A 21737-nucleotide genomic window follows, 5' to 3' on the forward strand; every position below is an offset into this window, starting at 1 on the left:
TCAGTGCCGGTCGTTCAGCCAGCGGTACACCGCGGTCGCGGTCGTGCCTGCGTACTCGTCCAACAGGGTGAAGTGGTTGCCGGTCACCTCCCGCACGGTGCTGGGAAGCGGCCATGACGGCCGCGTGCCGCCCGCGAGCAGGTCCGGTACGAACTCGCCCGCCCGCACGAACAGCGTCGGCACGGTTGTCGCGCGTGGGGCCCAGGACTCGAACAGCCGGGCGTACCAGGCCATCGCGGTGAGCTGGTCGTCGTCGACCGGCAGCTGCGGGGCCTGTTCCAGCAGCCGGTGTGTGGTGGCCGCCATCCGCACGGCGAGGTGCTCACCGGGGCCCGCGGGACTGTCCAGCAGCACCAGTGCCCGCGGCGGCGTACCGTCGGCTTCCAGGCGTGCCGCGAGCTCGTGCGCCAGCCATCCGCCCGAGGAGTACGCGACCAGGGTGACCGGCGCGTCACCGAATCCGCGCCGAATGACGTCCGCGTGTCGCGCGGCCGCCGCGGCCAGGTCTGCGGGGAGCGACTCGCCCCTGCCGTAGCCGGGAGTGGGCAGCACCCACACTTCCCGCCGTCCGCGCAGCGCGGTGGCGAACTTCGCGAACTGCACCGGGGTCACCGGAGCCACCAGCGACGGCACGCACAGCAGCGGTTCGCCGTGTCCGCCGTCGCACAGCCGTACCGGGGCGGCGTCACCGCGCGCATCGGCCACGCCGTACGTCGGCCGTAAGGTCGCGGCGAGGGTCACCAGGTCGCATGCCTGCTGGTAGCCCCCCTGCGCGAAGGCACGGCGGAACAGGCTGGTGACCGGGCCCTCGTGTTCCTGCTCCAGCGTGCTGGTGCCGGTGCGCCGGTCGGCGACGAACGCGGCCAGTGCCCGCGGTGTCGGGTACTCGAACAGCGCGTCGGCGGACAGGCTGATCCCCGCCGACCGGCGCAGGCGTGCCCGCAACCCCGCGATCGCCAGTGAGTCGAAGCCGAGTTCGAGGAAGGCGCGGTCCGGTTCGACATCGGCAGGATCGACGTAGCCGAGCACCGCCGCGACCTCGACGCGCACCAGGCGTTCGATGTCCGGCTCGCCCTCGTCGACGATCTCGGCACGTGGCGCGGGCACCGCGAGCGTCCGGGGCTCGGGCGGTTCGGGCACGACCGGCTCAAGCCAGTACCGGATGCGCTGGAACGCGTAGGTCGGCAGGCTCACCCGCCGAGCCGGGCCGAGCAGGGCGGCCCAGTCGATCCGGTGCCCGGCGACGTGCAGTGCCGCCACGACGTCGAGTGGCCCGTTCGCGGAGGGGATGACGGTGGTGTCGTCACCGAGGTTGTCCGAGGCGAGACCCGACAGCACACCATCGGGCCCGATTTCCAGGAAGGTGCGCGCCCCCATCGACTCCGCCCCGCGTACGGCGTCGCCGAAGCGGACCGTATCCCGGGCGTGGCGGACCCAGTGGTCCGGATCGGTGACATCCCCGCCGGAGACCAGGGTGATTCGCGGGACGGAGAACTCGACACGGTCCAGGATCGTCCGGAACTCCGCCAGCATCGGCTCCATCAGCGGCGAGTGGAACGCGCGGGTCACCGGCAGGCGGCGCGACCGGTCAAACCTGGCCGCGATGGCGAGAACCTCGTCCTCGGCGCCCGCGATCACGACCGACCCCGGCCCGTTCACCGCGGCCACCGAAACCTGGCCGGTCAGCAGCGGCAGCACCTCGTCCTCGGACACCGGCAGGGCCACCATGACGCCGGGCCGCATCGCCTGCATCAGCCGGGCCCGTTCGGACACGATCAGGCACGCGTCGTCGAGGGAGAACACGCCGGCGACGTGCGCGGCGGCGATCTCGCCGAGCGAGTGGCCCAGCACCACGTCCGGCGAGACACCCCAGGACTCGAGAACGCGGAACAGCGCCACCTCGAAGGCGAACAAGGCGGGCTGGGCGAACTCGGTGCGTGTCAGGTCTTCCCCGACCGCCAGCCGGGCGGAAACCTCGGTGTGCACCTGACCGAACAGCGGGACGGCACGGGCGAAGCGCTCGGCCACGCCCGCGAGCCGGGTGCCCTGGCCCGCGAACATCATGGCGAGCCTGCCGCCGGACACCTGCCCGGTGACGACCGACGGTGCGGGTTCTCCGGCGGCGATCGCCCGCAGTCCCGCGATCGTGGCCTCGTGGTCGCCGGCGACGACCACGGCCCGGTATTCGAAGGCGGACCGGCCTGTGGCCAGCGAGTGCGCGATGTCGGCCAGCGCGACGTCGGTCGCGGCCAAGTGCTCGGACAGGTGCTCGGCCAGGTGCTCGGCCAGGTTCGCGGCCTGCGCGCGAAGGGCGGAGCGGGACCGCGCCGAGACGACGACCGGTACGGCGCCCGGCAGGGCGGGGGCGAGGGGCATCGCCTGCTGTGACGGTTCTTCGGCGTGTTCGATGATCACGTGGACGTTGGTGCCGCTGACGCCGAACGCGGACACACCGGCCCGGCGTTGCCCGGTCCACTCCCGGTTCTCCGTCAACAGCCGGACATCGCCGGCGTCCCAGTCCACTTCGGATGACGGCGTGCCGACGTGCAGCGACTTGGGCAGCACGCCGTGCCGCATCGCCATCACCATCTTGATCACACCGCCGACCCCCGCGGCGGCCTGCGAATGCCCGATGTTCGACTTCAACGACCCCAGCCACAACGGACGGTCACGATCCTGGCCATAGGTCGCCAGCAACGCCTGCGCCTCGATCGGATCACCAAGACGCGTGCCCGTGCCATGCGCCTCCACCACATCGACCTCCGAGGCGGACAGACCGGCATTCGCCAGCGCGGCGCGGATCACCCGCTGCTGCGACGGCCCGTTCGGCGCGGTCAGCCCGTTCGACGCGCCATCGGAGTTCACCGCGCTACCGCGCAGCACGGCCAGCACCGGATGACCGTTGCGGCGGGCATCCGACAGCCGCTCCAGCAACAGCACACCGGCGCCCTCCGACCAGCCGGTGCCGTCGGCGGCGTCCGAGAACGCCTTGCACCGGCCGTCCGGCGCCAGCCCGCCCTGCCGGGAGAACTCGACGAACACTCCCGGGTTGGACATGACGGTCACACCACCGGCGAGTGCGAGTGAGCACTCCCCCGACCGCAGCGCCTGCGCCGCCAGATGCAACGCCACCAGCGACGACGAACACGCCGTGTCGACGGTCAGGGTGGGGCCCTCCAGCCCGAACGTGTAGGCGACGCGGCCGGAGATCACACTCGCCGCGTTACCGGTGAGGAAGTAGCCCTCCAGCTCGTCGCGGGCCGGACCGGCCAGCGCCCCGTATGCCTGGTCGAACGCGCCGACGAACACGCCGGTCCGGCTGCCGCGCGCGGTCGCCGGGTCGATCCCCGCCTGCTCGAAAGTCTCCCAGGAGATCTCCAGCAGGACGCGCTGTTGCGGGTCCATGACCAGTGCCTCACGCGGCGAGATCCCGAAGAACGCCGGGTCGAAGCCACCCGCGGCGGTCAGGAATCCGCCCTCGCGCACCGACGACGTGCCGGGCCGGGCGCGGTCGGGATCGTAGAGCCGCTCGACGTCCCAGCCGCGGTCGGCGGGGAAGGCGGAGATGACGTCCCGCCCGTCCACGACCAGCCGCCACAGCTCGTCGGGGGAGGTCACCCCGCCGGGGAACCGGCAGCCCATCGCCACGATCGCCACCGGATCGCCGTCGACGGGCCCGGCGGCCGCGGTCTGCTGCTCGACGAGCGTGCCGAACAGCTCCCCGTCCAGGAACTCCACCAGCCGGACCGGCGTCGGGTGGTCGAACACCAGCGTCGCGGGCAACCGGACACCGGTGGCGGCGGCCAGCCGGTTGCGCAGCTCGACCGAGGTCAGCGAGTCGAAGCCGAGGTCTCGGAAGGGCCGGCCGGGGTCGACCGCACCGGAGTCGTCGTGCCCGAGCACGGCCGCGGTGTGCGCGCGGACGAGATCGCCCAGCGCGCGGGCCCGCTCGTCGGGCGAGAGCCGGGACAGCTCGTCACCGGCCTTGGCGGCGGTCACCGTACGGCGGCCGGGCACCCGTACCAGGCCGCGTAACATCGGCGGCACACTGTCCGCGTGCCTGCGCAGCACCGAGGTGTCGACCGGTACGGGGGCGAGCACCGGCTCGGGCAGCGCGGTCGCGAGGTCGAACAGGGCCAGTCCCCGTTCGGCGTCCAGCGGTGTCAGGCCGGTGCGGGTCAGGCGGTCGATGTCGGCGGTCGTGAGATGACCGCTGATGCCGCTGCGCACGCTGCCTTCGGCCCAGAGTCCCCATTCCAGCGCCTGTGCGGGCAGGCCGCGTGCGCCGCGTTGACGCGCGAGGCCGTCCAGCAGGCCGTTGGCCGCCGAGTAGTTCGCCTGTCCCGGGCTGCCCAGCAGACCGGCCACCGAGGAGAACAGCACGAACAGGGCGAGGTCCGCGTGCTCGGTCAGCTCGGACAGGGCCACCGCGGCGTGGGCCTTCGGCACCAGCACGGCGTCGATCCGCTGCGGGGTCAGCGACTCCAGCACTCCGTCGTCGGAGACACCGGCCGTGTGCACGACGCCGGTGAGCGGATGGTCGCCCGGAACGTCCGCCAGTAGCCGGGCCAGGGCGGCACGGTCGGCGACGTCGCACACGGCGACGTCCACGTGGGCGCCGAGCCCGGTCAGCTCGGCGACGAGTTCGGCGGCTCCCTCGGCCCGCAGGCCACGCCGGCTGGTCAGCAGCAGCCGGCGCACACCGTGCGTCGTGACCAGGTGACGCGCGATGAGGCCGCCGAGCGAACCGGTGCCACCGGTGACCAGGACCGTGCCGTCAGGGTCCAGCGGGGCCGGGACGGTCAGCACCACCTTGCCGATATGGCGGGCCTGGCTGACATGGCGGAACGCCTCCGGGGCCCGGCGCACGTCCCAGGCGGTCAGCGGCAGCGGAGCCAGCGTGCCGTCGGCGAGCAGGGCGACGATCTCGGTGAGCATCTGCTGGATCCGGTCCGGGCCCGCCTCGATCAGGTCGAACGCGCGGTAGGACACACCGGGGTACGCGGCGGCCACCTCGTCGGCGTCGCGGATGTCGGTCTTGCCCATCTCCACGAAGCGGCCGCCGGGGGCGATCAGGTCCAGCGAGGCGTCGACGAACTCGCCGGACAGCGCGTCCAGTACGACGTCGACGCCGTGGGCGAACCGCTCGCGGAACTCCAGGGTGCGGGAGGAGGCGATATGGCTGCCGGGCACGCCCAGGTCCCGCACCACGGGCCACTTCGGCGGGCTCGCCGTAGCGTAGACGGTGGCACCGAGGTGCTGTGCCAGGCGGACTGCCGCCATGCCGACGCCGCCCGCCGCCGCGTGAATCAGCACGGACTCGCCGGGCTTCAGACCGGCGAGGTCGACCAGCGCGTAGTAGGCGGTCAGGTAGGCCATCGGAAGCGACGCGGCACGGGCGAAGGTCCATCCGTCGGGGACGCGGATGAGCAGCCGCCGGTCCACCAGGGCCATCGTCGCGAACGCCCCGGGTACCAGACCCATGACTCGGTCGCCGGGAGCCAGGTCGGTGACGCCGGGGCCGACCTCGAGCACGACGCCCGCCCCCTCGTTGCCCAGCAGACCGGCGTCACCCGGGTACATGCCGAGCGCGTTGAGGACGTCCCGGAAGTTCAGGCCCGCGGCGCGGATCGCGACACGGACGCAGCCGTGCGGAGCCGGCGCGGCCACCGCGGGGTCGGCGACGAGCGCGAGCCCGTCCAGGCTGCCCTGGCCGACGAGGCCGAGCCGCCAGGGCTGATCGGTGGGCGGCACCAGTGCCGGCACCGCCCTGGTAAGCCGCGGCGTGCTTGCCCGGCCGTCACGGAGTGCCAGCTGTGCTTCCCCCGTGTCGATCGCCGCCGCCAGCGCGTCCTCTGACGCCCGGGTGCCGTCCGAGTCGACCAGTTGGAAGCGCTCGGGGTGCTCCAGCTGCGCCGAGCGTACGAAACCCCAGACCGCGGCCATGGCGGGGTCGTGGGTGCGGTCCTGCGGACCGGTGGCGACGGCGTGCCGGGTACGGATGACCAGACGTGAGGCGGCCCAGTGGTCGTCGGCCAGCCATTCGTTGCTCAGCGCGAGCATCTCGTGCAGGGCGTCCCGTGCCTCGCCGTGCGCATCGATCAGCACGACGGGCGGGGCGGGGTGCGCACGCAGGCTCGCCAGGGAGCCGTCCAGCACGACCGGCACCGGACCGCCCTCGGCGAGGTGACGGTCGGCCCAGGTGAGGTGGAACAACGCGTCCCGGCCGTGGTCGACGACCGGGACCGACGGCTCCGCCGGGCGGAAGGCGAGCGAGTCCACGGCGGCGATGGGCATGCCGTCCGCGTCGGCGACCAGCAGCGAGACCGCATCGCCTCGTGCCGGCGACATCCGCACCCTGGCCTGGGTGGCACCGGACGCGGTGACCGAGACCCCGCTCCAGGAGAACGGCAGCCAGCCCGCGTCGGCCGGGAGGAACCCGCCGAGCAGTACGGCGTGCTGTGCCGCGTCGAACAGCGCGGGGTGGATCGCGAAGCCCGTGGCGTCGGTTGTCAGCTCGACCTCCGCGAGAATGTCGTCGCCGAGCCGCCACGCGGCACGCAGGCCCCGGAAGGTGGGGCCGTACCCGAATCCGGCCTGCGCCAACGCCTCGTAGAGCCCGTCGACCTCTATAGGGACGGCCCCGGGCGGCGGCCACGCCACCAGGTCCCATGCCGGGGTCGTCGCCTGCTCGGCGAGCACACCGGTGGCGTGCAGGGTCCACGGCCCGTCGTCCGTGGTGGCGGGCCGCGAGTAGACGCGCAGGGCCCGGCGGCCGGTGTCGTCGGGCTCGTCGGCGACCACCTGCAGCCCGGCCTTGCTGGCCTTGTCGGTCAGCACGAGCGGCGTGGCCAGGCTCAGCTCCTCGACGACCGCGCACCCGGCCTCGTCGGCCGCGCGCACGGCGAGTTCGAGGAAGGCCGTTCCCGGGAGCAGCACGGCGCCGTTGACGACATGGTCGGCCAGCCAGGGGTGGGTGTGGGTGGACAACTGTCCGGTCAGGATGATCTGCCGCCCGTCGGCCAGTGGCAGCACCGCGCCCAGGAAGGGGTGCGCCGCCCGCGCGAGACCGGCGGCCGACACGTCGCCGCCCGGGGCCGGGACCGCCCAGAACCGCCGGTGCTGGAAGGCGTAGGTGGGCAGCGGGACACGACGGGCCCCCGTCCCCGCGAACACCGACGGCCAGTCGACACCGGCACCGCGGACGAACAATTCGCCCACCGCGCCGAGCAACGTCTCGGCCTGGGGGCGATCCGCCCGTTGCGTCGCGATCGCGCCGGTCAGCCCCGACAGCACCCCGTCGGGCCCGATCTCGCACAGCACCGGCGCGCCCAGCGCCTCGACGCCGTCGGCGAACCGCACCGCGGCCCGTACGTGCTCCACCCAGTACTCGGCCGTGCACACCCGTTCCGGATCGGCGATCGCGCCCGTCACGTTGGACACCAGGGCCAGTCGCGGCGGACGGAACTCCACCCGCTGCAGCACCCGGTGGAACTCCTCCAGCATGGGTTCGACCAGCGGTGAGTGGAAGGCGTGTCCCACCGGGAGTCTGCGCCAGCGCCCGAATCGGGCCGCCACCGCCAGCACGTCCCGCTCGGTGCCGGAGATCACCACCGACTCCGGGCCGTTCACCGCGGCGATCGACACCCGGCCCGCCAGCACCTCGGCCACCCGCTTCTCCGGCACCGGCAACGCCACCATCGCGCCCGCCTCCAGCGCCTGCATCAACCGGGCCCGCTCGGCCACGATCAAGCACGCGTCCTCCAGCGAGAACACCCCCGCCACATAGGCGGCGGTGATCTCCCCCAGCGAATGCCCCATCACCGCGTCCGGCCGCACCCCCCACGACTCCAGCAGCCGAAACAGGGCCACCTCGAACGCGAACAACGCCGGCTGCGCCACCTCGGTCCGCGACACATCGCCCTCGAGACGCACCCGCCCCGCGACCGCGCCGAACGTCTCCGCCACCGTGTCCCACGCCTGCGCGAACACCGGGAACACCGTGGCCAGCTCACGCCCCATGTCCGCCCGCTGCGACCCCTGGCCCGCGAACAACACCGCCAACCGGCCCTCATCGGCGACGCCGGTACGACACCGGGGCGACGGACGTCCCTCGGCGAGCGCGGACAGGGTGTCCACCAGGTCGGACGGCTGCTCGGCGAGCACCACGGCACGATGCTCCAGCGCGGCCCTGGTGGTGAAGGAGGACAGCCCGACGTCCCGGACCGGCATGTCCTCGGTGAGGAAATCACGCAGCCGCCGCGCCTGGTCAACGAGTCCCTCGGCGCTCGTCGCGGACAGCGCGACGGGGTAGAGCGGCGGTTTCACCTCGGGGTCGACGGGTTCGCCGGCGTCGACGGGCAGCTGTGCGAGCACGACGTGCGCGTTGGTGCCGCTCATGCCGAACGACGACACGCCCGCCCGGCGTTGCCCGGTCCACTCCCGGTTCTCCGTCAACAGCCGGACATCGCCGGCGTCCCAGTCCACTTCGGATGACGGCGTGCCGACGTGCAGCGACTTGGGCAGCACGCCGTGCCGCATCGCCATCACCATCTTGATCACACCGCCGACCCCCGCGGCGGCCTGCGAATGCCCGATGTTCGACTTCAACGACCCCAGCCACAACGGACGATCACGATCCTGGCCATAGGTCGCCAGCAACGCCTGCGCCTCGATCGGATCACCAAGACGCGTGCCCGTGCCATGCGCCTCCACCACATCGACCTCCGAGGCGGACAGACCGGCATTCGCCAGCGCGGCGCGGATCACCCGCTGCTGCGACGGCCCGTTCGGCGCGGTCAACCCGTTCGACGCGCCGTCCTGGTTGACGGCGCTACCGGCGACGACCGCGAGCACGGTGTGGCCGTTACGGCGAGCGTCCGCCAGCCGTTCCAGTACGAGAAGGCCGGCGCCCTCGGACCAGCCGGTGCCGTCGGCGGCGTCCGAGAACGCCTTGCACCGGCCGTCCGGGGACAGGCCCCGCTGGCGGGAGAATTCCACGAACGCCGCCGGTGTGGACATGATCGTGGTGCCGCCGGCGAGCGCGAGATCGCATTCGCCGGACCGCAGCGACTGCGCCGCCAGATGTAGCGCCACCAAAGACGACGAGCAGGCCGTGTCCACGGTGACCGCCGGGCCTTCCAGGCCGAAGACGTAGGCCAGCCTGCCGGACACGACGCTGCCCGCGTTGCCGGTGCCCACGTAGCCGCCGAGGTCGTCGGCCGAGGTGGCGGCGAGGTTGACGTAGTCCTGCACGCTGATGCCGACGAACGTTCCGGCGCGACGGCCCCGGACCGAGGTGGGATCGATTCCGGCGTGCTCGAGGGCGCCCCAGGCGGTCTCGAGCAGCAACCGCTGCTGCGGGTCCATCGCCAGCGCCTCACGCGGCGAGATCCCGAACAGTGCCGGGTCGAACAGGGCCACGTCGTCGAGGAAGCCGCCCTGGTCGGTGTAACAGCGGCCGGGAACGCCGGGTCGCGGATCGTAGAGCGAACCGAGGTCCCAGCCGCGATCGGCGGGGAAGCACGATATGGCGTCCCGCCCGTTCACGACCAGTTGCCACAGCTCGTCGGCCGAGCGCACGCCGCCCGGGTAGCGGCAGTCCATGCCGACGATGACGATCGGGTCCCGGTCGGCGGCCGAGACGACGGGCGTCGCGACGGCCGTGTCGGCGGCGGTGAGCTCGGCCAGCACGAACCCGGCCAGGGCGCGCGGTGTCGGGTGATCGAACACCAGCGTCGCGGGTAACGGCCGGCCGAGCAGACCGGCGAGCCGGTTGCGCAGGTCCACCGCGGTGATCGAGTCCAGGCCGAGGTCACGGAACGCCTTGCCGGACCTGACCTCGGCCACGGAGGTGAGCCCGAGTACCGCGGCCGCCTGTGCGCGCACGAGGTCGAGCACGGCCGCTTCGCGCTGGTCGTCGGGCAGCGCGACCAGGCGGTTCGCCTCAGATGTCATCGGCCCGGAGACCGGCTGGACGGACGCCTCCGTGCCGGGGCGCGTCGCCCTGACGGGATGTCCGTCGCGCAGCGTCGGCCAGTAGCGGCTGCGCTGGAAGGCGTAGGTCGGCAGGTCGACGAGCCGCGCCCTCGTGCCGGCGAACACGCGGGCCCAATCCACGTGACCGCCCGTCACCTGGACCTGGGCAAGGGCGGACAGGACCGCGTGCACGCCGGAACCGGTCCGGCGCTGCGTCGGCGCGAACACCACGCCCTCGGCGTCCGTCCCCGACCTGGCCAGCGCGGACAGCACTCCGTCCGGCCCCAGTTCGACGAACGTGCGAACGCCTTCGTGCAGCAGGGTCCGTACGCCGTCGCCGAAGCGTACGGCCTGCCTGATGTGACGCACCCAGTAGTCGGCGGTCATGGACAACGCGAACTCGCCCGTGACGTTGGAGACGATTGGGATTCGCGGCGGCTGGAACCGTACGGTCTCGGCGATTCGCGCGAACTCGTCGAGCACGGCGTCCACCAGCGGTGAGTGGAACGCCCGGTCCACGCGCAGGCGGCGGGTTCGGATCCCCTGTCCGGCGGCGATCTCCTCGATGCGGGCGACCGCGTCGGCCGCACCGGAGACGACGGTCGCCGCGGGCCCGTTGACCGCCGCGATGTCGGCACGGCCGACCAGCCATGAGCGCACCACGTCCTCACCCGCGGCGATCGACACCATCGCGCCGTCGTCGGCCAGTGACTGCATCAGCCGGCCGCGCGCGCCGACCAGCAGGCAGGCGTCCGGCAGCGACAAGACCCCGCTGACGTGGGCGGCGGCCAGCTCGCCGACGGAGTGGCCAAGCAGCGCGTCCGGTCGCACGCCCCAGCTGTCCAGCAGCCGGAACAGCGCCACCTCCAGTGCGAACAGCGCGGGCTGGGTGATCTCGGTGCGGTCGAGCGACGCGGCCTCCTCGCCGAAGACGACGTCGGCGAGCGGGAGCCGGATGTGGCCTGCGAACGCGGCGCAGATCTCGTCGAACGCCCCGGCGAACACCGGGAACGCGTCGTACAGGGCGCGCCCCATGCCCAGCCGCTGCGTTCCCTGCCCGGCGAACAGGAATGCGAGCTGCCCCCCGTGCGCGGTGCCGGTGACCACCGTCGGCGAGATCCGGCCTGCGGCCAGCTCACGCAGCGCGGTGACGGCCTCGGCGCCGTTCTGGGCGAGCACCACGGCCCGCTGCTCCAGATGGGCTCGCGAGGTGGCCAGCGAGAAAGCGACGTCGAGCAGGTCGGCCCCGGCCTCGATCGTCCTGGCCAGCCGCTCGGCCTGGGCGGCAAGCGCGGGGCCGTCCGCCGCCGACAGCGGTAGCGGCAGGTGTGCGGGCGGTGTCCGCACGACCGTGTCCACCGGCGTCGGCGGGGCCTGCTCCAGCACGACGTGGGCGTTGGTGCCGCTCATGCCGAACGACGAGACGCCCGCCCTGCGCGATCCGTGGGTCGCAGGCCAGTCGGTGGGGCGGGTGACCAGCTCGATGCGGCTGCCGGACCAGTCGACGTGTGAGGTCGGCTGCCCGATGTGCAGCGTGGGCGGCACGACGCCCACGCGCATCGCCATCACGGTCTTGATCACGCCCGCCACGCCCGCCGCGCCGAGCGTGTGGCCGATGTTGGACTTCACCGAGCCCAGTAGCAGCGGGGAACGGCGTTCCTGGCCGTAGGTGGCCAGCAGCGCCTGCGCCTCGATCGGGTCGCCCAGTGCCGTACCGGTTCCGTGCGCCTCGACCACGTCGACGTCCGCCGCGGACAGCTGGGCATCGGCGAGCGCGGCGCGGATGACGCGCTGCTGGGACGGCCCGTTCGGTGCGGTCAGACCGTTGGAGGCCCCGTCGGAGTTGACCGCGCTGCCGCGCAGCAAGGCCAGCACCCGGTGGCCGTTGCGCCGGGCGTCGGACAGCCGCTCCAGCAGCAACACGCCGACGCCCTCGCCGGGGCCGAAGCCGTCGGCACCCTCGGCGAACGCCTTGCACCGGCCGTCCGCGGCCAGCCCTCGCTGCCGGGAGAACTCGATGAACGTGCCCGGGGTGGACATCACGGTCACCCCACCGGCAAGCGCCATCGAGCACTCGCCCGTCCGCAGTGCTGACACCGCCAGGTGCAGGGCGACCAGCGACGAGGAGCATGCGGTGTCGACGGTGATGGCTGGGCCCTCCAGGCCGAACGCGTACGCGAGCCGCCCTGAGGCGACGCTGCCCGCGGTGCCGGTGCTGAGATGGCCTTCGACGGGGTCATCCGAGGCGAGCAGCAGCGGCACGTAGTCCTGCCCGGTCGTGCCCACGAACACGCCGGTACGGCTGCCGCGCAGCGCGGCGGGGTTGAGCCCGGCGCGTTCGAACAGCTCCCACGAGACCTCCAGCAGCAGGCGCTGCTGCGGGTCCATGGCCAGCGCCTCCCGCGGGCTGATGCCGAAGAATCGGGCGTCGAACTCGGTGGCCCCGGTGAGGAAGCCGCCCTCACGGGTGTAGGAGCGGCCGAGCGCGTCCGGATCCGGGTCGTAGAGCCCGTCGACGTCCCAGCCGCGGTCGGTCGGCAGCCCGGTGACGGCGTCGGTGCCGGACAGCACGAGCTGCCACAGGTCCTCCGGGGAGCTCACCCCGCCGGGGAGCCGGCAGCTCATCGCCACGATCGCGATGGGCTCGCCGGGGGCGCGGCCGACCGATCGCGTCGGCGCGCCGTGGTCGGCGCCGGACAGCAGCGCGACGAGGTGCTCGGCGACGGCCTGTGGCGTCGGGTGGTCGAAAACCAGGGTCGCGGGCAGGTCAAGGCCGGTGGCCTGACGCAGCGCGCCCCGCAACTCCAGCGCGGTCAGCGAGTCGAAGCCCAGTTCGCCGAACGGCCTGGTCGTGCCGATCAACGCCGCGTCGGCGTGACGGAGCACGGTGGCGACGGTGGTTCGGACCAGCCGTACCGCCGCCCGTAGGCGTTCCTCGGGAGGCAGTACGGCCAGGCCGGTCGCCGCCGCCTGCTCCGGCTGCGGGGCTGTGGGCCGGTCGGCCAGCGAGGCCAGCAGGCGGCGCCCGTCCGGGAAGCCCGCGGCGAACAGCGGCCAGTCGACGTCGGTGACGACGACGTGTGCCAGGTCGTCGGCGAGTACACGGCCGAGCTCGGCGAGCGCGCGCCGCGGGTCCATCGGCCGTACGCCGTAGCGGCGGAGCCGGTCCCCGACCGCGCCGTCCGCCATGCCCCCGCCGTCCCACGGGCCCCACGAGATCGACGTCGCGGGCAGTCCCAGGGCGCGGCGGTGGCGGGCGAAGGAGTCCAGGAAGGCGTTGCCGGGCGCGTAGTTGCCATGTCCCGCGCCGCCGAGGATGCCGGAGCTGGAGGAGAACACCACGAACGCGTCGAGGTCGCCGGTCAGCTCGTGCAGGATCTCGGCGCCTCGGGCCTTGATGCGCAGCACCGCGTCCGCCCGCTCGGGCCCCAGGTCGTCGAGCATTCCGTCGTCGAGCACGGCTGCGGTGTGGAAGACGGCGCTCACCGGCTCCTCCTGCCCGGCGAGCAGGTCCCGGACGGCGTCGCGGTCGCCGATGTCGCAGCGTGCCAGCGTCACGTGTGCGCCCAGCTCGCGCAGGTCGCGGACGAGTTCGGCGGCGCCGGGGGCGCCGTCGCCGCTGCGGCTGGTCAGCAGCAGGTGCGGCGCGCCGTTGGCGGCCAGCCAACGGGACACCTTCGCACCGAGGGCTCCGGTCGCGCCGGTGACCAGGACGGTGCCGCGCGGTCGCCACGCTCGGGACGGCCCTTGCTCAGCGTGGACCAGTCGGCGGCCGTAGAGCCGTCCGCCGCGGATCGCCGCCTGGTCCTCGGCGAGGGGGGCGGCGAGGAGGCCGGTGAGCAGACTCGGGTCGAAGCCGTCGGAGACGTCGACGACCCCGCCCCACCGCTCGGGGTGCTCGATGCCGACGACCTGCCCGAGCCCCCAGACCAGGCTCTGGGCGAAGCCGGTGACCTGGTCCGCGTCCGTGACGGCGACGGCGTCCCTGGTCAGACACCACAGCGGGGCATCGACGGTCTGGGCGAGGGCCAGGGTCTGCGCGTAGCCGCGCGGCACGGCAGGGTGGTCGGGATGAGGTCGCTCGTCGAGTGCCAGCAGTGACAGCACACCGGCGATCTCGCCGTCCGCGGTGGTCACCGGCTCGGCACCGGCCTCCGTGAGCGCGGCGAACACCGTCGGCACCAGAGGATCGTCGATCTCCGGGGCGACCACGAGCCAGCGGCCGGACAGTGCGCGTCCCGCGGGCTCGACCGGCTCCCAGGCGACCCGATACCGCAGGCCCTTGGCCTCCGGCGGCGCGAGGCTGGGCCAGAACCGCCTGCCCTGGAACGGATACGTGGGCAGCTCGACCCGCGGCCCGGTCACCTCGGCGTACAGGGCGGACCAGCCGACCGGGGTTCCTTCCACGTGCAGCCGGCCCACCGCCGTGAGCAGCGACCGGGTCTCGTCCACGCCTTCCCGCAGCGTCGGCAGGGCGACGATCTCCGGCCGGCATCGCGCGGCGAGCGCCGCCAGAACACCGCCGGGGCCGAGTTCCACCGCCGTCGTCGCACCGCTGTCGCCCAGCCGTCGCATCCCGTCGGCGAAGTGGACGGTTTCGACGGCCTGCCGTACCCAGTACTCCGGATCGGTCAGGTCGTCGCCGGGGCCGCTCGGCACGATCGGCAGCCGGGGCCGGGTGAACGTCAGGCCCCGGACGATCTGGCGCAGCTCCTCGGCGATCGGCCGCATCCGGGGCGAGTGGAACGCGCGCGACACGCGCAGGCGGCTGATCCTGCGGCCACGCGCGGCGAACTCCTGGGCGACGGCGAGCACGGCCGGCTCGTCGCCGGACAGCACGACCGACGACGGACCGTTCACGGCGGCCAGTCCGACCCGGTCGTCCAGCAGCGACCGGACCTCGTCCGCCGTCGCCTCGACCGCCACCATCGCGCCGCCGCCGGGCAGCCGCTGCATCAGCGCGCCTCGAGCCACCGCCAGCCCGGTCGCGTCCGGCAGGCTGAGCACACCCGCGACGTGCGCGGCGGCGAGTTCGCCGATGGAGTGGCCGAGCAGAAAGTCCGGGGTGATCCCCCAGCTCTCCAGCAGGCGGAACAGGGCGACCTCGACGGCGAACAGGACCGGCTGGGTGAACTCGGTGCGGTCCAGCCGTGCCGCGTCCCCGCCGAAGGCGATGTCATGCAACGGCAGGCCGCATTGTTCGGCGACCTCGTCGAAGGCGCTCGCGAACGCGACATGACGAGCGTGCAGCTCACGCCCCGCGCCAACACGCTGGGACCCCTGACCGGAGAACAGGAAAGCGGTCCGGCCCCGGGCCGGGTTGACCGCGCGCAGCACAGAAGGCGCGTTCTCGCCGGTCCGTACGGCACGCAGCCCGGTCATCAGCTCGTCACGGTCGTCGGCCACGATCACGGCACGCTCCCGCAGGTGCGAGCGGGTCGTGGCGAGATCCCTGGCGAGCCGCAGGAACGGCGCGTCCACGCCGGCGAGCGTGGACGCCTGCGCGCGCAATGCGACGGGGTCGGCGGCCGAGAGCGGGAACAGCGCCGGGCCGGACTCGGCGCCGTCCACGACGAGCGGCCCCGGCTCAGGCTCCGGAGCCTGTTCCAGGATGACGTGCGCGTTGGTGCCGCCGACCCCGAACGCCGAAACCCCGGCCCGGCGCGGACGGCCGGTCTCCGGCCAGCCGACCTGCTCGGTGAGCACACGGATGCCCGACCAGGTGACCTGCGGTGTCGGCGTGCCCACGTGCAGCGTCCTGGGCAGCCGGCCGTGCCGCAGGGCCAGCACGGTCTTCACGATGCCCGCCAGCCCGGCGGCGGCCTGGGTGTGGCCGATGTTGGACTTGACTGAGCCCAGCCACAGCGGCTGGTCGCGGTCCCGGCCGTAGACCTCCCGCAGCGCGTCGGCCTCGATCGGGTCGCCGAGCCTGGTGCCGGTGCCGTGCGCCTCGACGGCGTCCACGTCGGACGGCGTGAGCCCGGCGGCCGCCAGCGCGTCACGGATCACGCGTTCCTGGGCGGGGCCGTTGGGCGCGGTCAGGCCGTTGGAGGCGCCGTCGGAGTTGACCGCGCTGCCGCGTACGAGCGCCAGCACCGGGTGGCCGTTGCGCTGGGCGTCCGACAGCCGCTCAACCAGGATCACCGCGGCGCCCTCGCCCCAGCCGGTGCCGTCCGCGTTGGCGGAGAACGCCTTGCACCGGCCGTCGGGCGCGAGCCCGCGTTGGCGGGAGAACTCCAGGAAGGCGCCCGGGGTGGCCATCACCGTGGCGCCCCCGACGAGCGCGAGCCCGCATTCGCCCGCCCGCAGGGATCTGACGGCCAGGTGCAGCGCGACCAGCGACGCCGAGCAGGCGGTGTCGACGGTCAGTGACGGCCCCTCCAGGCCCAGGAGGTAGGAGATCCGGCCGGAGGCGATGCTCGCCGCGTTGCCGGTGCCCAGGTGGCCCTCGAAGTCCTCGGGGGAGCGCATGAGCACCGCCGGGTAGTCCTGGCCGTTGGTGCCGACGAACACGCCGGTACGGCTGCCGCGTGCCTGCGCGGAGTCGATCCCGGCGCGTTCGAACGCCTCCCACGCCGTCTCCAGCAGCAGCCGTTGCTGCGGGTCCATGGCGAGCGCCTCACGCGGGCTGATGCCGAAGAAGTCCGCGTCGAACTCGGTGGCGCAGGTGAGGAAACCGCCCTCGGCGGCGTAGACGTGACCGATCCGCCCGGGGTCAGGGTCGACCAGATCAGGATCCCAGCCACGGTCGGCGGGCAGCGGCGTGAGTGCGTCGGTACCCGCGGCCACCAGGTCCCACAGGTCGTCGGGCGAGCGCACACCGCCGGGGAACCGGCAACCCATGCCAATGATCGCGATCGGCTCGCTGTCGCGTTCCTCCAGCTCGGCCAGCTTGCGGTTAGCGCGGCGCAGATCCGTCGTGGCCCGTTTGAGGTAGGCCCGCAGCTTGTCCGTCTCGATGTCGGTCATCGGTCGCCAAACTCCTCGTCCAAGAGCTTGAAGAGCTCGTCGTCGGTTGCCTCGGCCAGGTCGAGGTCGTTCTCCTCGGTTGCCTGTCCCCCCGTGCCGCCGGGGTCGGCGAGGTCGGCGGTCGTATCTCCGAACAGCGCGGACACCAGGTGCCCGGCGAGCGCGGCAGGTGTGGGGTGGTTGAACACGAGCGCGGCCGGCAGATCAAGCCCGATGTCGGCGGCCAGCCGGTTGCGCAGGTTGACCGCGCTCAGCGAGTCGAACCCGAGGTCGCGGAAGGACCGGCTGGGGTCGACCTCCGCCGGTCCGCCGTGGCCGAGGACGGCCGCGACGTGGGCGCGCACGGCGTCGAGCAGCAGCCGCTGCCGGTCGGCCGGCGGCGCCTGGCCGTAGTCCGTCGGGGGCGTATCGCTCGGCCGCGCCACCAGACCCGCCAGCAGGCTGGCCCGGCTGTCCTCGGCGTAGGGCTTCCAGTCGACGTCGGCGATGACCAGCGCCCCACCCGGGCCGGACAGGGCGCGGTGTAGGACGGTGATGGCCGAAGCGGGGTTCATCGGGTGCACGCCGCCGCGCCGCATCCGGTCGACCGCGCGGGGATCGGCTGCCATGCCCTCGCCCGCCCACGGCCCCCAGGCGACGGCGACGGCGGGCTTGCCCTCGGTATGGCGGCGGCGGGCCAGGGCGTCCAGGAAGGCGTTGGCGGCGGCGTAGTTGCCCTGCCCGGCACTGCCGAGCGTGCCCGCCATCGAGGAGAACAGCACGAACGCGTCGAGATCGCCGGTGAGTTCGTCGAGGTGTCTGGCCGCCTCCGCCTTGGGCAGCCAGACGCGTTCGAACCGGTCCGGGGTCAGCGCGCCGAGGACACCGTCGTCGAGCACGCCGGCGGTGTGGAAGACGGCGGACGGCGGGTACTGCGCCAGCAGCTCGGCGACCGCCGCACGATCGGCGACGTCACAGGCGACGATGTTGACCTCCGCGCCGAGTTCGGTCAGCTCGGCGACCAGTTCACCGGCGCCCGGGGCGTCCGCGCCCCGGCGCCCGGCCAGCACGATGTGCTCCGCGCCCGATCGTGCCAGCCACCTCGCGACGTGTGCGCCGAGCGCGCCGGTACCGCCGGTGACCAGTACCGTTCCGCTGGGCCGCCAGGTCGTCGACGACGGCAGCGGCACCGAGCGCAGCCGTGCGGCGAGCACCGTGCCCGCGCGCACCATGATCTGGTCCTCCGCCGCGGTGGCCATCGCGGCAGCCAGGGCCAGGAAGTCCGCCTCCGACGCGTCGCGCGGCAGGTCGGCGAGACCGCCCCAGCGATGGGGCCGCTCGGCGGCGATCGTGCGCCCGAGGCCGGTCAGCGCCGCCTGCCCGGTGTCCCCGTCGGCGCCGAACGTCACCAGCCACAGCGGAACGTCGACCTCTTCTGCGAGCCGCGCCGTACGGGCGAGCAGCTCGGGCGCGTCCACGGTCAACGCGAGCAGCGACACCACCCCGGTCACCGGACCGGCCACCGGATCAGCCACCGGATCAGCCACCGGATCAGCCACTGTCTCGCGCACGTGCGCCCCCGCCGACTCCAGCGCCGTCACACACCGGCGGACGACCTCGTGTGCCCGGTCCCCCACGACCAGCCAGTCCCCGCTGATCGTGCCGGCGCCGACAGGGACGGGGGCCCACTCGACGCGATGCGTCCACGTACCGGTGTCCGGTGCGGCACCGGGCACATCGAGCCAGAACCTGCGGTGTTGGAACGCCGTGGTGGGCACCGGCACCCGCCGCCCGCCCAGTGACCGGTAGACGGCAGGCCAGTCGACGGGAACGCCCGCGACGTGCAGGGCGCCGACCGCTTCGACGAACGTGTCGATCTCGGGCCGGCCTGCCCGCTGGGTCGCGATCGCCGGCACGTCGGTGCCGGACCGCACCGCGGCCGTCAGCGTCGCGTCCGGCCCGATCTCGACGATGGCGCCGACACCGGCACCGCGCAGGGTCGTGACGACGTCGGCGAAGCGCACCGTCGACCGCACGTGCCGCACCCAGTACTCCGGCGCGCGCAGTTCGGCGGCGGTGGCGATCCGCCCGGTGAGGTCGGACACGACCGGGATCGTCGGCTCGGCGAAGGCCAGCCCACGCAGGGCGACGGCGAACTCGTCGAGCATGCCGTCCATCAGCGGCGAGTGGAACGCGTGGCTCACCCTCAGCCGCGTCGCCCGGCGTCCCCGTGCGCGGCACCACTCGACGGCGGCGTCCACTTCGGACTCCGTACCGGAGATCACCACCGAGCCCGGTGCGTTGACCGCGGCGATCGCAACGCCGGACAGTTCGGCGGCGTCGGCCGCGTCCTCCTCGTCTGCCTCGACGGCCGCCATGGCGCCGGGTGGCAGGGACTGCATCAGGCGTGCCCGCGTGGCCAGCAGCGCGCACGCGTCGGCCAGCGACCACACCCCCGCCACGTACGCGGCGGTGATGCCGCCGACGGAGTGCCCGGCGACGAACTCCGGCCGCAGGCCCCACGACTCGGCCAGCCGGAACAGGGCCACCTCGAACGCGAACAGCGCGGGCTGGGTGAACTGCGTGCGGGCCAGCAGGGCCTCGTCGCCGCCGAGGACGACGTCCCGCAGCGGCCGTCCGAGCAGCAGGTCGAAGTGCGCGCACACCTCGTCGAACGCGTCGGCGAAGACGGGGAACGCGGCGTACAGGTCCCGTCCCATGCCGGCGTGCTGCGCGCCCTGGCCGCCGAACACCACGGCGTATCCGCTTGTCTTGACCAGCGGGGACTTCGCCGGCAGCGCGGACAGTCGCGCGATCGCCTCGTCATGGTCGTGGGCGACGACGACGGCCCGGTGGTCGAGCTGGGCCCGGCCCAGCGCCAGCGAGCGGCCGATGTCGTGCAGCCCGCCGGCGTCACGCCGACACAGGTGGTCGAGCACCCGGGAGACCTGTGCCCGCAGGCCCGCCTCGGTGCGTCCGGAGATCACCAGCGGCACGGGGCCGACGACGGGTGTCTCCGCGGCGTCGGCGCCCGGCGGCGCCTGCTCCAGCACGATGTGGGCGTTGGTGCCGCTGATGCCGAACGCGGACACCCCGGCCCGGCGCGGACGACCGGTGCCGGGCCAGTCGGTCCGCTCGGTCAGCAGCCGTACGGCGCCGCCGTCCCAGTCGACGTGTGAGGAAGGTGTTTCCGCGTGCAGCGTCCTGGGCAGCACACCCTCCCGCATCGCCATGACCATCTTGATCAGACCGGCGGCACCGGCCGCCGCCTGGGTGTGGCCGATGTTGGACTTGACCGAGCCCAGCAGCAGTGGGACGTCCCTGTCCTGGCCGTAGGTGGCCAGCAGCGCCTGCGCCTCGATCGGGTCGCCCAGCGCGGTGCCGGTGCCGTGCGCCTCGACGGCGTCCACCTCGGACGGCCCGAGCCCGGCCGCCGCCAGCGCCGTCCGGATGACCCGCTGCTGCGCGGGTCCGTTGGGCGCGGTGAGGCCGTTGCTCGCGCCATCGGAGTTGACCGCGCTGCCCCGGACGACGGCCAGCACGGGGTGTCCGTTGCGCTGGGCGTCGGACAGCCGTTCCACGAGCAGGACACCGGCGCCCTCAGCCCAGCCCGTGCCGTCGGCGTCGTCGGAGAACGCCTTGCACCGGCCGTCGGGCGCGAGCCCGCGCTGGCGGGAGAACTCCACGAACGTGCCGGGGGTCGCCATCACGGTGGCTCCGCCGGCCAGGGCGAGCGTGCACTCACCGGTACGCAGCGACTGCACCGCCAGATGCAGTGCCACCAGGGAGGACGAGCACGCCGTGTCCACGGTGACCGCGGGGCCCTCCAATCCGAGGACGTACGCCAGCCGCCCGGACGCGACGCTGGTCGTGGTGCCGGTCAGCAGGTAACCCTCGGTGCCGTCCGGCGCGGCCCCCAGCCCGTAGCCCTGGTAGGACAGGCCGACGAACACGCCGGTGGCGCTGCCCCTGGCCGAAACGGGGTCGATGCCTGCGCGTTCGAACGTCTCCCATACTGTCTCCAGCAGCAGCCGCTGCTGCGGGTCCATCGCGGCGGCCTCGCGCGGGCTGATGCCGAAGAAGTCCGCGTCGAAGTCGCCGGCCGCCTCCAGGAAGCCGCCCTCCCGGACATAGCTGGTGCCCTGGTTGTCCGGGTCGGGGTGGTACAGGCGGTCGAGGTCCCAGCCGCGATCGGCGGGGAACCCGGTGATCGCGTCGCGGCCGTCGAGCACCAGCCGCCACAGCTGCTCCGGCGTCGCGACGCCGCCGGGGAAGCGACAGGCCATCCCGATGATCGCGATTGGCTCGTGCACCGCCGCCGTGTTCCGGACCTCACCGGCGTCGGTTTCCCCCGCCAGCTCGGCGCACAGGTGATCCACCAGCCTGGTCGGTGTGGGGTGGTCGAACACCAGCGTCGCGGGCAGGGCCAGACCCGTCAGGGCGGTGAGCCGGTTGCGCAGATCGACCGCGGTCAGCGAGTCGAACCCAAGGTCGATGAACGCCCGGGCGGGGTCGATCCGGTCCGCGTCGGCATGGCCGAGCACGGTCGCGGTCGCCGTGAGCACGTGGTCGGCCAGCGCGCGCCGCAGTTCGGCCGCCGGCAGGCCGGCCACGTCGCGCTCGTGCCGTACCGGCTGGGGCGTTTCCCGGGCGATGACGGCCTCGGGGATCGTGTCGAGCAGCGGACGTCGCCGGGCCACGGTGAACGCCGGGGTGAAACGCGCCCAGTCGACGTCGGCCAGCACGAGCCCGGAGTCGCCGTCGTCGAGCGCGCGGACCAGTCCGTCGAGCGCGACGTCCGGGGCCAGCTC

At 73.5% G+C, this 21737-nt stretch carries 2 protein-coding genes (1 of these 2 cut by a window edge); both read right to left on the reverse strand.

Going from position 1 to position 21737, the window contains the following annotated elements; translation table 11 throughout:
- Positions 1-16947 (reverse strand): SDR family NAD(P)-dependent oxidoreductase, encoded by a 16947-nt coding sequence (locus AB0395_RS21580; RefSeq protein WP_366283032.1) that lies wholly within the window; start codon positions 16945-16947, stop codon positions 1-3.
- Positions 16944-21737: the final stretch of a type I polyketide synthase gene (locus AB0395_RS21585; RefSeq protein WP_366283033.1), read on the reverse strand. The gene runs 6000 nt beyond the window's last position; 4794 of the gene's 10794 nt are visible here — the last part of the coding sequence; its start codon lies off the right edge, out of view; it ends in the stop codon at positions 16944-16946. The genes AB0395_RS21580 and AB0395_RS21585 overlap by 4 nt, the downstream gene beginning before the upstream one ends.

It is taken from the genome of Streptosporangium sp. NPDC051023, assembly GCF_040689595.1.
GTDB lineage: Bacteria > Actinomycetota > Actinomycetes > Streptosporangiales > Streptosporangiaceae > Streptosporangium.

Bases quoted from the DNA above. Each gene is read 5' to 3' on its own strand.
- AB0395_RS21580 (WP_366283032.1), bottom strand. From the start codon at position 16,947: ATGACCGACATCGAGACGGACAAGCTGCGGGCCTACCTCAAACGGGCC.